Below are 13,530 nucleotides of genomic sequence, written 5' to 3' on the forward strand. Positions count from 1 at the left end.
GCGATGCCCCTAACGCACTGAAGTAGATCGGAAAGTGGGATAAATGGCCTTCTATGACAAGTTATTCAGCGCATTGGGTTTGAGCGAATGGTGTGGCACGTCCGATGACAAAGCGCCTCTTTCGCTGGCGGATCTTGCGGCGCAAGCAGTAGGAGAAGAGGCCTCTGAGCCGCTCATTCCAATTCCCTCGTTTGATAATCTGCACGAAAGCTGCAACCGCATATGGCAGTCGCGCGATGTAACCAACGGGATCGAAGAAGGGTTTCTGGCAGCCAAACCGGTCCTGAAAACCGTTCTGGACCCGATCACGCAGCCATTGAGCTGGATATTGGATGGCGCACTTTGGCTGTTTGAAGCGACGCCATGGTTCATCATGGTACCGCTTCTGGTGGCGATTTCCTGGTACGCGTCACGTTCGCGCCCTGTGACGATCTTCGTGGCCGCCTCGATTATGATGCTGGCCCTCGTAGACCACTACGATGTGGCGATGCAAACCCTGTCGATCGTCTTTGTGTGTACGACGATTTCGGTGCTGTTCGGTGTGCCCATTGGAATTGCCATGTCGAAATCCGACCGATTGCAAAAAGGCGTCGTTCCGTTGCTCGACCTGCTGCAGACCCTGCCGACATTCGTGTACCTGATCCCTCTGATTTTCTTGTTCTCGGTCACGGAATCCAAACTGTACGGGATTGCGATCATCCTTTACGCGATTGTGCCGGTGATCCGTTTGACCGACCTTGGCATCCGGCTTGTCGACAGGGATGTGATCGAGGCGGCCAATGCCTTTGGCATGAAGGACCGCCAGAAACTGATGCGGGTTCAACTCCCTTTAGCGCTGCCCAATATCATGGCAGGAATCAACCAGACCATCATGATGAGCCTTGCCATGGTCGTGATCGCCTCTCTTGTTTCGGCCCCTGGCCTTGGCGTGAACGTGTTGCGCGGTATCCGAAACCTTGAACTGGGTGTGGGCATCGTCGCGGGCATCGGCATTGTTCTGCTGGCCGTGATCCTTGACCGCGTGTCCAAGGCAGCTCTCACACGGGTCGATAAGACCCAAGTCAAACATTAAGGAGCCGGTTCAATGACACAACCAATGGTCCGCCTGTCCGGGCTCTATAAAATCTTTGGCGCCCGCGACAAGGACGTGTTGCAGCATGCCAAAGGAGGCATGGGCAAGGAAGAATTGCTGGCGCAGCACGGGCACGTGTTGGGGCTCAACAACATCAACGTCGATATGCAGGCGGGGGAAATCACAGTGGTCATGGGCCTGTCCGGCTCTGGGAAATCTACTCTGATCCGCCACCTGAACCGGTTGATCGAACCCACTGCGGGCGAGATCATCGTGCAGGGTGAGGACGTGATGCAATTGTCCGAGGACGGGTTGCGCCATGCTCGACAGGAAAAGATGTCGATGGTGTTCCAGAAGTTCGCGCTTTTGCCGCACAAAACCGTGCTGAAGAACGCAGGCATGCCGCTCTCGGTGCGCGGCGAGGACGAGGCGACTTGCGACCGTGAAGCCGCCAAGTGGCTGGATCGCGTGGGTCTGAGCGGGTTCGAGAACCATTATCCAGCGCAATTGTCCGGTGGGATGCAACAGCGTGTGGGCATTGCCCGGGCGCTGACCGCGAACACACCGATCATGCTGATGGACGAGGCTTTCTCGGCTCTTGACCCACTGATCCGAACCGACATGCAGGACCTGCTGCTCGAGCTGCAAAAAGAGCTGCACAAGACCATCATCTTCATCACTCACGATCTAGATGAGGCGTTGAAGCTGGCCGATCACCTTGTGATCCTTAAAGACGGCTTTGTCGTGCAGCAGGGCGAGCCGCAGCATATTCTGTTGAACCCCAACGATCCTTACATCGAAGACTTCGTGAGCGACATCAACCGAGCACGGGTTCTGCGGGTCCGCTCGATCATGACCCCGCTGGACGGTGGCCAAGTGCCAGAAGATGCCCATGGCGAAGTGGACGTGAACGACACGCTCGAAAGCATGATCGCGCGGTCCGGCGGGGATACGTCACACGCCTATGTTGTCAAGGATGGGGAGAAGACAGTCGGCTCACTGGATATGACTGAACTGGTTCGCGCACTCGTCCCTCGCGTCGCATCCGAAGCAGGCGCACGTCAGTCCTGACGCGCGCTGACGACAAAGCTGGAATTCATCAGATCAGGCCCGAAATAGCCGCATGGTTGGGTCGGCTTCGATCTGTTCGAACAGCCAGTCAACAAACGTATCGAGCTTTGGGTTGGGTGCACGTTCTTTTTGCGTCGCCAGATACCAGCTGCCTGGCTCGGGCACCGAAATATCAAACGGTTTGACCAGGCGCCCCCTTTCAAGGTCACGCGTGCAAAACGGTGCTCTTGCGACGCTGATACCGTGATTTTTTAGAACAGCTTCACGGACCAGCGGGTAATTGTCGAAAACAGAGCCAAATTTCATCGTTTCGCGATCTAAGCCCGCCGCATCCAACCAGCAGTCCCAGTCATCCGGCTCATTCCATGTGTTTGGGACACTCAGCAACAGGAAATTTCTTAGCTCTTCCAGCGGCATTCCACCGCTTGCGGTTTTCAAGGCCTCCGGAGCACATACCGGGTAGATATCCGTTTCGAACAAGGGGCTATAGTCAAACCGTTTGTCAAATGGTGGCGCGTTGAACACGCCCACATCGAACCGGTGCATGTCATAATCACCGTCTTCAAAGGTAGAGACGATGCGCACGCGTGTGTCCGGATTATCCTGAAGAAAGTCTGCCAATCTGGGCTGTAACCACATTGTATTGAAACTTGCGTAGGACTGAACGAGCAACACGTCCGGTTCCTCAGGTGTCTGGATGCGCCGAGTGGCTTTGATGATTCCCTGAATGTGTTCGCGTATTGGCGGGTAATATTGCTCGCCAGCCGGTGTTAGCTCGACCGAACGGCTTGTGCGTTCCAGTAATTTAACGCCGATTGTTGTTTCTAATGCTTTGACCTGGTGGCTGACTGCCGCATGCGTCACACAAATCTCGTCAGCGGCCTTTCGGAAACTCTTGTGACGCGCCACCGCCTCAAAAGCGCGCAGTGAAACCAGCGTGGGCATGTGAGTGGTCATTGCTGCATCTCCTCGATGAAATCAATTCTGCTTACCCTCAAGCAGAGTTATCCGACGACGGGCGCGAATATAGCAGGGTATTGATACTCTTTTTCATAACCTGTCAGGGGGTAGCACGCAATTCGCGGTGCGATGTGATCGGTTAGAATTTCTTGATGAAAGGAAATTTCTTTCAATTCTTCAACTGGGTGAGAAATGCCAGATTAGCAGATAGAGAATTTATGGGATTCCACCTTCATGCCACCACTTTCACCTTCGCCAAATGCATATGGCTATCCGTTGCTGATTAAACACTTGCTGGCCGGATCCCAGCTCGCGTCAGCCAGCCAAGAGATCGTCAGCGGCACCGAAATGCGACTGAGCTACGCGGACTTGGGCAAACGCGTGCGCCAACTTGCCAATTCTCTAAAGGCGAGCGAGATACATGAGGGTATGCGCGTCGGTGTCATGGATTGGGATACCCACCGCTATCTTGAGTGTTTTTTCGCGATCCCGATGATGGGTGCATCCCTTTTCACGATCAACGTGCGACTATCTCCTGCTCAGGTTCTTTACACGATCAACCATGGGCAACCGGATCTGATCATCGTGCACCGCGATTTCATGCCGCTCATTGAGGGTATCAAATCGGGCTTTGATCGGGACATCACCATCGTGCCGATTGGAGACGGAGAAGGATATGAAGAGTGGATAGGCAAAGCCCCAGGCAGCTTTGACTTCCCGGACTTCGATGAAAACCAAACGGCAACCTTGTTTTATACAACCGGGACCACCGGCAATCCCAAAGGGGTGAGCTATTCACATCGGCAGTTGGTCCTTCACACATTGGGCTTGATCGCAGGTTTCGGCGCATGGCCCGGGAATGCCGGATTTCATCGCGGCGACGTCTACATGCCGCTGACGCCCTTGTTTCACGTCCACGGCTGGGGATTTCCATATGCCGCAACGATGCTGGGGCTGCGTCAGGTCTATCCCGGTCGATATGACCCTGACACAATCTTGCGATTGATTGCAGACGAAAACGTCACCTTTTCACACTGCGTGCCCACGGTTCTGTCAATGGTGCTCGACCATCCGGGCTGCCCACAAATTGACCTGGACAGATGGAAAGTGATCATTGGCGGGGCCGCTTTGCCGCGAGGCCTGCAGGACCGCGCCGCGGCGGCGGGCATATCCTTGCATGCGGCCTATGGGATGTCCGAAACCTGTCCGTTTCTGACGGTGGCCGATTTGTCCAGCAATGACCCCGAGATGCAGGCGCAAACCGGCTTTCCCGGCCCTCTTGTCGACCTTCGTGTTGTGACACCGGATATGCAGGACGTCCCACATGACGGCGAAACAACCGGCGAAGTTGTTGCTCGGGCTCCCTGGTTGACACAAAGCTATCTGGATAATGCGCATGCCTCGGATGAGCTTTGGGACGGTGGGTATCTGCATACCGGGGATGTTGGGTATATCCGCGAGAATGGATCGTTGCAGATTACTGACCGCCTCAAGGATGTGATTAAGACCGGCGGCGAATGGATATCCTCACTGGCACTGGAAAACATAGCATCGTCTTGCAGCGGCGTTGAGGACGTCGCAGCAATCGGGCTACCGCACGCGAAATGGGGCGAAAGGCCAGTGTTGGTCGCTCAAGCCGCAAAGGATGCCGACCCGGATCTTGTGCGCTTGAGAGTCATGGAAGAAATCCAGTCGCGGGTTGACGCAGGCGAGATCTCAAAATGGGCAGTTCCAGACGAATTAATCTTTGTCGACCGCCTACCTAAAACCAGCGTCGGCAAACTCGACAAGAAACTCGTGCGGCAAGATATTTCAACGCGCTCGGACTTAAAATCATGACAGACAAACAACGCCGTATTCAGGCGCTTATTCAATCCATTGTCACCTATCTGCAGGCTCACAGAGCTGCCACGCGCGGCGTTGATCTGACGTTGGACAAGCTGGCAGCCATGGACCTGTCCGATGAGAAGCTCATTGACTTACCTCCCCAAGGAACCCGGCATGATGAGGTTCTGAAGAACGCTGTCGCCGGGATTGCAGCCCCGGAATTGCAGGAAATCGCAGGCTGTCTGAAAGCGGCCAAGGATGATCTGATCTGGCGCGAAGACAACGCCCAATTCTATCCCCCCGGTGCCGATTTGGGAGAGGGATACACAAGGTGCAACCTGCATACTCTGCTGATCGGGCCGGATGCATGTGGATATCACCATCTCGATTTCAACCTTGGCATTTTCATGCTGGGACCAAGGACGCTGTATCGCGACCACAACCACGACGCGCCAGAACTGTACCTGAACCTTTCCGAGAAATCTGGTTGGCGGTTTGGCACCCGTGACTGGCAGGATTATCCGGCTGGATCACTTATCTGGAACGCGGCGGGCGATCCCCACGCCACCCGGGTCTATGACCAGCCATTCATCTCCGTCTTTGTCTGGCTCGAGAACGTGAATTCACCCTGCAATGTAATCCACTTCGACGATTGGGCAGAGATCGAACAAGATCTTGCCAAACAGTCCAATTGAGGTTTCCAAACATGATTTCCATTAAACATACCGAGGGTGTCGCTTTCATTGAGCTGAATGCCCCGCCAGTGAACGCTCTTGGTCTCAAGATGCGACTGGCGCTTTCCTCGGCCATCCACGAGTTGGACGCCGATGAACAGGTCAAAGCTATCGTTCTATGCTCGGCTCTGCCGCTCTTTTGCGGCGGCGCTGACATCGTCGAGTTCCGTACCGGGGCAGTTTGGGACAAGCCGGACTTGCCAGACCTGTGTGAAACGATTGAAACCAGCAAGAAACCCATTATCGCCGCGATAGCAGGTCCCGCGATGGGTGGTGCGCTGGAGATCGCGCTTGCCTGTGATTACCGTGTCGCCACGCCGGATGCCGTGATGGGCCTACCTGAGATCAAACTGGGGCTGCTGCCTGGTGCCGGAGGCACCCAGCGACTACCCCGGATTGCCGGGCTGGAAGCGGCAACGCAAATGATCCTCTCGGGTGATCCCGTGAAAGGCGAATATGCCCTGTCTTGTGGGCTGGTCGACGCACTATTTGAGAACGACCAGGATTTTCGCGCGCATGTTTTGGGTTTCGCCACAAGTGTCAGCCATGAGGGCGATCCGAAACGCAGTTGCGCGGATATGACCGTCACACACCCTGATCCGAAGGGATATCTGACGGGTTTCCGAGACCAGATAGCGCACACGTCCAAAAACCTTGTCGCCCCTGAACGATGTTTGGTGTCCATCGAGACCGCGTGCGAAATGCCGCTGGCCGAGGGGTTGGCACAAGAGAAGGCGGGTTTCGCTGAACTGCTCGACACACCTCAATCGCGCGCGGGGCGGCATCTGTTCTTTGCAGAGCGTGAATGCACCAAGGTTCCCGGCGTTACCGGTGCTGACCAACCACGTAGCATTTCATCGGTCGCCGTGATTGGTGCCGGAACAATGGGGCGCGGCATTGCCATCGCCTTTCTTCAGGCGGGGTATCGGGTCACGTTTCTGGAAACCACGCAAAGTGCGCTTGAACAGGGGCTGGAAATGGTCCGGGAGCATTTCCAGCGCGCGGCCCAAAAAGGGCGGCTCAGTGCCGATCGGGCAGAGTCCATCGTATCCAACGCCACCGGGACGCTCAGCTACGGCGACCTTGCAGAGGCCGACCTGATCATTGAAGCGGCGTTTGAAAGCATGAATGTCAAACACCAAATTTTCGCGAGCCTAGACCAGCACGCCAAACCTGGCGCGATACTGGCCTCAAACACATCGACATTGGATCTTGATGAAATCGCCGCGGTCACGTCCCGCCCGGAGGATGTGATTGGCCTCCATTTCTTCAGCCCGGCAAATGTCATGCGCTTGCTGGAGGTGGTGCGCGGCGTCAAGACCGCTCCAGAGGTCATCGCAACGGCAATTACAGTCGCAAAGAAGATCCGGAAGCTCCCAGTCACGGTTGGCGTGTGCTACGGCTTTGTTGGAAACCGGATGCTGGAGCCATACTTTCGCGAAGGATCTCGTCTGCTTCTTGAGGGGGCGACGCCGAAACAAGTGGATGACGTCCTTGAGAACTTCGGCATGGCCATGGGCATTCACGCGATGGCGGATCTGGCTGGGGTCGATGTGGGCGCCCGCGTGCGTCAGGAGCGGCGAAGTGAAATCGCACATGACCCCACATACCAGGCCGTGCAGGACATGTTGTTTGAACTGGGCCGACTGGGTCAGAAAACCGGGCGTGGAAGCTATGTCTACGAGGGACGGACACGGGTCGAAGACCCTGAGATGGTTCAAATCAGTTCCGAGCTGTCGGACCTGCATGGCGTGAAACGCAGGGACATCGACGATCAGGAAATCCTTGAGCGATGTCTCTATCCCCTGATCAACGAGGGCTTTTTGATCCTTGAAGAGGGCATTGCAACGCGCCCGGGTGATTGCGACCTGATCTGGGTCAATGGCTATGGCTTTCCAAACTGGCGCGGCGGCCCGATGCACTATGCCGACGAGATTGGATTAAGCCAGATTCTGGAACGCATGACCCACTATCGGCAGTCGCTTGGCGCCTATGGCGAGATGTGGTTCACGCCTGCGCCTTTGTTGGAAGAACTCGCAACCTCGGGCGTGACACTTACCGCGTATTTTGATGCCAAAAAGGAAAAATCATGAGAGAAGCCGTTGTCGTCTCAACCGCCCGAACCCCGATTGGGGTTGCCTTCAAGGGTGCGCTGAACAACATTAAATCCCCTACCATGATGGGGCACGCTATTCAGCACGCTGTTGAACGTGCAGGCGTGGACCCCGGTTCGATCGAAGATGTCGTCATCGGATCGGTCCTTACGGCGGGGACAGCAGGCATGAATGTCGCTCGTTTGTCGGCGCTGGCGGCGGGCCTTCCCAATACGGTGGCAGGACAGACGATCGACAGGCAATGTTCCTCCGGGTTGATGGCCATTGCGACGGCTGCAAAGCAGGTCATTGTGGATGGTCAGAATGTCGCCGTGGCAGGCGGGCAGGAAAATATTTCCACCCTGCAGAATGCCTATCTGAAATGGGCGGGCGATGAGAAAGATCCAAACGTTATCGCCCAATCTGAACATGCCTATATGCCGATGCTGATGACGGCGGAAAATGTGGCGCAGGCATATGGGATCAGTCGTGACGCCCAGGATGAATATGCTGCACTTTCCCAAGGTCGGACGGCCCGGGCTCAGGCTGCTGGCGCCTTTGATGACGAGATTGTCCCGATCACTGCGATAAAGCGGGTCAAGAATCGCGAAACCGGAGAGGAAACCCTGGAAGAAGTGACCTTGTCAAAAGACGAAGGCAACAGGCCGGGTACGACGGCCGAAACACTTGGCCAGCTGAACCCGGTTGTCGAAGGAGGCGTGATCACTGCCGGAAACGCAAGCCAGCTTTCTGACGGTGCCTCGGCTTGTGTGCTCATGGAAGGCAAAATGGCTGAGCAGCGGGGCCTCACACCGCTAGGTATCTATCGCGGCATGGCTGTTGCAGGAAACGCACCGGAAGAGATGGGGGTCGGCCCAATCTATGCCATTCCAAAGCTGCTTAAGAATGCAGGTCTTCGCATCGAAGACATCGGCCTTTGGGAGCTTAACGAAGCCTTTGCCTGCCAGGTTCTCTATTGCCGCGACCACCTTGGGATCGATCCCGAAATCTACAACGTGAACGGCGGTGCGATATCGATTGGCCACCCCTACGGCATGACAGGTGCGAGACAAGTCGGGCACGCTCTGCTTGAGGGGAGGCGTCGTGGCGTAAAATACGTGGTGACCTCCATGTGTGTTGGCGGAGGCATGGGGGCCACAGCGTTGTTCGAAGTCGCCTGACCCCACTGAAATGAGTTCAAGCAGAGCGTTATCTGGTTGAGACATTGACATTCTGTCATCTGCGAAGGCCGCCATCTGCAAGCCTGCGTTTCATATCGACCGGAATTGGTGATACCTCCTGAGGCGTTATGACCAATGTCACGCCAACGATCCTTTCCACGGTTTCCAGCCAGTTTGTCGATGACTGGCTGGCGGCGCTGCGTGCCCTGTGCCCAGAGGCGCAGATGGCGTCGCTGCTTAGCCGGTCCGGTCTGAACGCGGATACGCGCTCGCCGAATGGTCGCGTCACGCTGGATCAGATCGTTTGCCTCTATCAACTTGCCGCAGTTGAGACCGGTGATGAGATGATGGGGCTTTGGAGCAGACCCGTCCGGCCGAGGGCCCTACAACATCTTCTGACCACTGTCAGGGAAGCCACGTCTCTTGCATCGGCGCTCTACCGGTTTTCAACGTTCTGGAACTTGCTGCTGGATGATTATCAGTTTGATCTGGAGGACGCCGACAACGCGTTGGTGCTTACCCTGAAACCACAAGGTGACGTGCCGCTTCAGCGGTTTGGACATATGCTGATCCTCAAACTTGCCCACGGGCTTTTGTCTTGGTTGGCCGGGCACGAGGTTCCGGTCAGGGGCGTCGATTTCGCATTTGACCGCCCGGACTTTGATCAGGATTACGCGATCATCTTTCCCGCACCGCTACGGTTTGGCCAACCCGCCACCGCCATCGCGTTTGACCCGAATGCACTGGGTCCAGTGCAGACTCGAAGTACAGCTGATCTTGACCGGTTTTTGCAAAACGCGCCGCGAGACTGGATTTTTACCTCTTCCCGCGAACACACCCAATCGCTGCGGGTGCGCACGTATCTGGGCCAAACGGGATGGGACGCGGCAACCCTGACCCAGACAGCATCCGCAATGCACATGACCCCGCGCACCCTGATCCGCAGGTTGCAGTCGGATGGGACGTCGTTTCAGGCGATCAAGGATGCCCTGCGGCGCGACATCGCGATCCGCGATCTACAAGCGGGACGCAAAAGCGTTGAGGCCATCGCACATGATGTCGGCTTTTCCTCGGCTGCCAATTTCCACAGGGCCTTTCAACGCTGGACCGGCAGTACACCCAGCGCATATCGCAAATCACATACATAAGCGGCCATTTGTCACTTTTGGACAATTATCTGTCAGCACACGAGATAGAGCTTAACGGGCTGGCTCGCTAAATCTTGCCGCATAGAAGCATTTTCAGCTGAAGTTTCGCCTTCATAGCTCATCAGTCTGGCCATCCACGATTGCCGGGTTGTGGCGTCATCTGAGAACAATCGCCATTGAAAGGATCCACCAATGTCAGACAAACTCGCCACCATACTCCAGGCCGCACGCGACCACGCCGAGCAGGTCATCCTGCCCAATGTGGACGCTTGGAACGCCACGAAGATATGGCCCCGTGATGCGTCGGACAAGGCCGGGGCCGCTGGCCTGACCGGGCTCTACGCCCCCGAAGAGTTTGGCGGCCAGGGCTTGCCACTTTCAGAGGGCATTCAGGTCTACGAACAGCTGGGGCTCGGAGATGGCGCTTATGCTTTTGCCCTGTCGATGCATAACATCTGCACCTTCGCGGGCTGCGGTTATGGCACAGATACCTTCAAGGAAAAATGGGCACGGGATCTGACCTCGGGCCGCAAACTGGCGAACTTTGCACTGACCGAACCGCAATCCGGATCGGATGCCACAAACATGTATTCGCGAGCCGTGATCAATGACGACGGCACATGGACGATCAGCGGTGCGAAGGCATGGGTCAGCCTGGCGACCGAGGCTGATATCTATTTCACGGTGGTCAAGACCAGCAATGAGCCCGGCCACAAGGATATGGCGATGATTGCCATCCCGGCCGACACTCCGGGCCTCAGCTTTGGTCCGCTCTACGACACCCCGTCCTACAACTTCCTGCCTCTGGCCGAGATGTACATGGACAAAGTCGTGGTGAGCGAAGACAATATCATCCTACCCATTGGCCAGGGCCTGCAAGGCTCACTCATGGCGATCGATATTGCCCGCGTTTCGATTGCATCAGGATGCTGTGGATTGATGCAAGCTGCATTGGATACGGCGCTGTCCTATTCCAAGAACCGCAAGATGTTTGGTGGCAAGAACCTCGATCTGGACGGGATCCAGTGGATGCTGGGCGAGGTTGCAACCGATCTTGAAGCCTCCAAGCTGCTTTATCGAAAGGCGGCAGAATCCCTTGGCACGCCCGAAGGCCCTCTGATGGCCGCTCATGCCAAACGGTTTGTGCCAGATGCCGCAGTGAAGGCTGCGAACACCTGTACGCAAGTGTTGGGCGGCATGGGTCTGCTGCAGCCTTATGGTCTGGATCGTTTGTCCCGCCTCGCGCAAATGCTGCGGATTGTGGACGGGACAACCGAAATCAGCCGTGTAGTTATCGGGCGGGCCCTGCAAAAACGAGCGGCGACCTTGCCTGATCTGCCAGTACCGAAAGGATTTGGTGAGACCGGCTGAACATTCCAACCCGCCGGAGAAACGGAACCGACCTGAAAATCTCCTCAGAGATCGGTAAAACTGAAAGACCAGCCGCGCATATGCGGCCGGTTACTCGATATTTCAGACCTTGGTGCAAACGCAGCGAATTCACACTTTGTCCGCATCCTGTGAATTCGCAGACGTCGAGATTTTGCATTTGCAGCGAATGGCAGGTTCGACGGGCCGCGCCGCAGCAGGTCGACCAGTCGGTGAATGTCCGGAATGGGCCGTTCCTATCGGCTGACTTGGAGGGAGGCAGGCCTAATCGTCACGGTGCCAAACCGAGCTTTGGTAAGCTGTTAGACTTTCTCGTATTGAAGCTCTGTCCCCAGGAAGCCGTTGTTGCCGCATGCATCCAGGATATGGCGCCGTACCGCCGCAACCTGGGGAGCAGCCAAACGTTCAGGACGGCAAAGCAAAGTCAGTGCCACTGGATCGGCAGACCAGTCAGGGATCAGGCGCACGAGATTGCCAGCTTGAATATGCACCTCTGTCAGCAAGGACGGGAGCAGTGCTGCTCCTTGCCCGGCAAGGACAGCTGCAAATGCAAGCTCCATCGAATTGACGCGCAGGCCGATCGTCGGCTCGATGATCTCCTGTTGCCCTTCCTTATTTCGAAACGCCCATTTGCCGGATTCTTGGGTGCGCAATACACAGGGCAACCTGGCCAAATCAGCAGGCCGAGAGAGACGGGGCATCCATTCTGCAAAGGCCGGGCTGGCAAGAGGCGCGCGCTGCGCGGACGGCAGGGCAGCCGAAATAAACCGCCTTTTATCTGCAGGGCCGGTTCTGAAGGACAGATCTATGTCCTCTGCCGCAAAATCCGATTTTGAATCATCGGCATGCAATTCAAGTTCGATAGCCGGGTAGCGGGACCGAAGGCCTGCCAGAAGCGGGACAAGCACGGTGCAAAGAAGACTGTTGGGTCCTGAGACTGACACCCGTCCTGCAATCTTCCCGCTTCGGACGAAGCCAAGCTGCGCCTCGGCCTCAAGCGCTACATCCACCGGGCCTGCGCAAATCTCGAAAATTCTGCGCCCAGCCGCGGTCGGGGCCACCGCCCGCCCAGACCGGTCCAGCAGGACCAGCCCCAATTCGGCTTCAAACAACGCCAGCTTTTGGCTGATCGCCGACTTCGTGGTGTTCAGCTCCGCAGCTGCCGCGCTCATCGACCCGGCGCGCACAGTGGCCACCAGGGCCTTGGCGCAGGAATAGAATCTATCGTTCATAAATCCGAACAGTAGTTAACAAACAGATCATTTTCCAGAACGAAAGAGATCCCTAAATTCTATCTCAGCGAACAGGCCAGGAGATGAGAAATGCAGACGGAGATGGTCTATCACCCCGCCGCGACCCGTGAGTTCAAGGACTTCGGCTTCATGCAGGCGCATCTGTCGTTCAAGCCGCACCTTGCAGAAGGGCGCCGGCGGTTCGGCCCGCTGATCACAATTGACGACGGCACGCTTGCACCGGACGCCCAAGGCTTTGGCCTGCATCCGCACCGGGATGTCGAAGTCGTCACCTTCATGGTGAGCGGAGAGGTTTCGCATATCGATCCGGTGGTGCCCGTTCACAACGGTACTGTGAAGTCGAAAGGTCTTCAGGTGATCACCGCCGGTACAGGCATCCTGCACAACGAGGTGAACAACTCGCGGACGAAGCCAATGCGTGCGCTGCAAATCTGGTTCGAGCCGCGGGCCAGAGGCCTGGCGCCGACTTATTCCAGCAAGGAGCTGGAAACCTCGGACCACAGCAACCGGTTCCAGCTGGTGCTGTCGCCAGACGGCGCCGAGGACTCACTTGTCGTGCAGCAGGAGGTGCGCCTTAGCTACGGCAACTTCGACCGCCGCAGCGTGCTGAACTTCAGCCCGTCCAGCCCTGACCGCAGCCTCTACATCTTTATGATCGAAGGCGAGGCAACTGCTGCCGGCCGCGCCCTCAGGAAAGGGGATGGGCTGGGACTGCTCCGTGCCGGGGACGTGGCGGTTGAGGCTGCAGCCGGCGCTGAGCTCCTGATCTTCGAACTGCCCGCATCCGAAATCTCTTAACCAG

Annotated in this window: 11 protein-coding genes; 9 read left to right on the forward strand and 2 right to left on the reverse strand. The window is 56.7% G+C overall.

The window, feature by feature from the left end:
• Window positions 1–43 precede the first annotated feature (43 nt).
• Both GOW72_RS14480 and GOW72_RS14485 read left to right on the forward strand, forming a co-directional pair.
• Window positions 44–1,072 carry an ABC transporter permease gene (locus GOW72_RS14480; protein ID WP_170367317.1) on the forward strand — a complete coding sequence of 343 codons (1,029 nt, stop codon included), beginning with the start codon at window positions 44–46 and terminating at the stop codon, window positions 1,070–1,072.
• A gap of 12 nt (window positions 1,073–1,084) precedes the next feature.
• Window positions 1,085–2,143: a quaternary amine ABC transporter ATP-binding protein gene (locus GOW72_RS14485; RefSeq protein ID WP_058274115.1), complete on the forward strand. Its 1,059-nt coding sequence runs from the start codon at window positions 1,085–1,087 to the stop codon at window positions 2,141–2,143.
• Window positions 2,144–2,176: 33 nt separating this feature from the next.
• Here the strand turns inward: GOW72_RS14485 and GOW72_RS14490 are convergent, their stop codons facing one another.
• The gene (locus tag GOW72_RS14490; protein WP_170367318.1) at window positions 2,177–3,100 is read right to left on the reverse strand and encodes a LysR substrate-binding domain-containing protein; all 924 of its coding nucleotides are present in this window, start codon (window positions 3,098–3,100) and stop codon (window positions 2,177–2,179) included.
• A 237-nt stretch (window positions 3,101–3,337) separates the two neighbouring features.
• On the opposite strand from GOW72_RS14490, the gene GOW72_RS14495 reads away from it, so the two are divergent.
• From GOW72_RS14495 to GOW72_RS14520, 6 genes are all read left to right on the forward strand, one after another.
• Window positions 3,338–4,942 carry a fatty acid--CoA ligase gene (locus tag GOW72_RS14495; protein WP_170367319.1) on the forward strand — a complete coding sequence of 535 codons (1,605 nt, stop codon included), beginning with the start codon at window positions 3,338–3,340 and terminating at the stop codon, window positions 4,940–4,942.
• Window positions 4,939–5,625, forward strand: coding sequence for a dimethylsulfonioproprionate lyase family protein (locus tag GOW72_RS14500; RefSeq protein ID WP_058277181.1), 687 nt, complete (start codon window positions 4,939–4,941; stop codon window positions 5,623–5,625). Before GOW72_RS14495 ends, GOW72_RS14500 begins: the two co-directional genes overlap by 4 nt.
• Window positions 5,626–5,636: 11 nt before the next feature.
• Complete coding sequence (locus GOW72_RS14505) at window positions 5,637–7,757, forward strand: 3-hydroxyacyl-CoA dehydrogenase NAD-binding domain-containing protein (RefSeq protein WP_170367466.1); 2,121 nt, start codon at window positions 5,637–5,639, stop codon at window positions 7,755–7,757.
• Window positions 7,754–8,938: an acetyl-CoA C-acyltransferase gene (locus tag GOW72_RS14510; protein ID WP_170367320.1), complete on the forward strand. Its 1,185-nt coding sequence runs from the start codon at window positions 7,754–7,756 to the stop codon at window positions 8,936–8,938. Before GOW72_RS14505 ends, GOW72_RS14510 begins: the two co-directional genes overlap by 4 nt.
• Window positions 8,939–9,066: 128 nt before the next feature.
• Complete coding sequence (locus GOW72_RS14515; protein ID WP_170367321.1) at window positions 9,067–10,086, forward strand: AraC family transcriptional regulator; 1,020 nt, start codon at window positions 9,067–9,069, stop codon at window positions 10,084–10,086.
• 192 nt (window positions 10,087–10,278) lie between these two features.
• Complete coding sequence (locus GOW72_RS14520; protein WP_170367322.1) at window positions 10,279–11,457, forward strand: acyl-CoA dehydrogenase family protein; 1,179 nt, start codon at window positions 10,279–10,281, stop codon at window positions 11,455–11,457.
• Between the two features lie 320 nt (window positions 11,458–11,777).
• On the opposite strand, the gene GOW72_RS14525 is transcribed toward GOW72_RS14520, so the two are convergent.
• Window positions 11,778–12,707 carry a LysR family transcriptional regulator gene (locus GOW72_RS14525; protein WP_170367323.1) on the reverse strand — a complete coding sequence of 310 codons (930 nt, stop codon included), beginning with the start codon at window positions 12,705–12,707 and terminating at the stop codon, window positions 11,778–11,780.
• Window positions 12,708–12,797: 90 nt separating this feature from the next.
• On the opposite strand from GOW72_RS14525, the gene GOW72_RS14530 reads away from it, so the two are divergent.
• Window positions 12,798–13,526: a pirin family protein gene (locus GOW72_RS14530; RefSeq protein WP_170367324.1), complete on the forward strand. Its 729-nt coding sequence runs from the start codon at window positions 12,798–12,800 to the stop codon at window positions 13,524–13,526.
• The last annotated feature ends 4 nt before the right edge of the window (window positions 13,527–13,530 follow it).

This window comes from Ruegeria arenilitoris (genome assembly GCF_013032855.1).
GTDB classification, from domain to species: Bacteria; Pseudomonadota; Alphaproteobacteria; order Rhodobacterales; family Rhodobacteraceae; genus Ruegeria; species Ruegeria arenilitoris.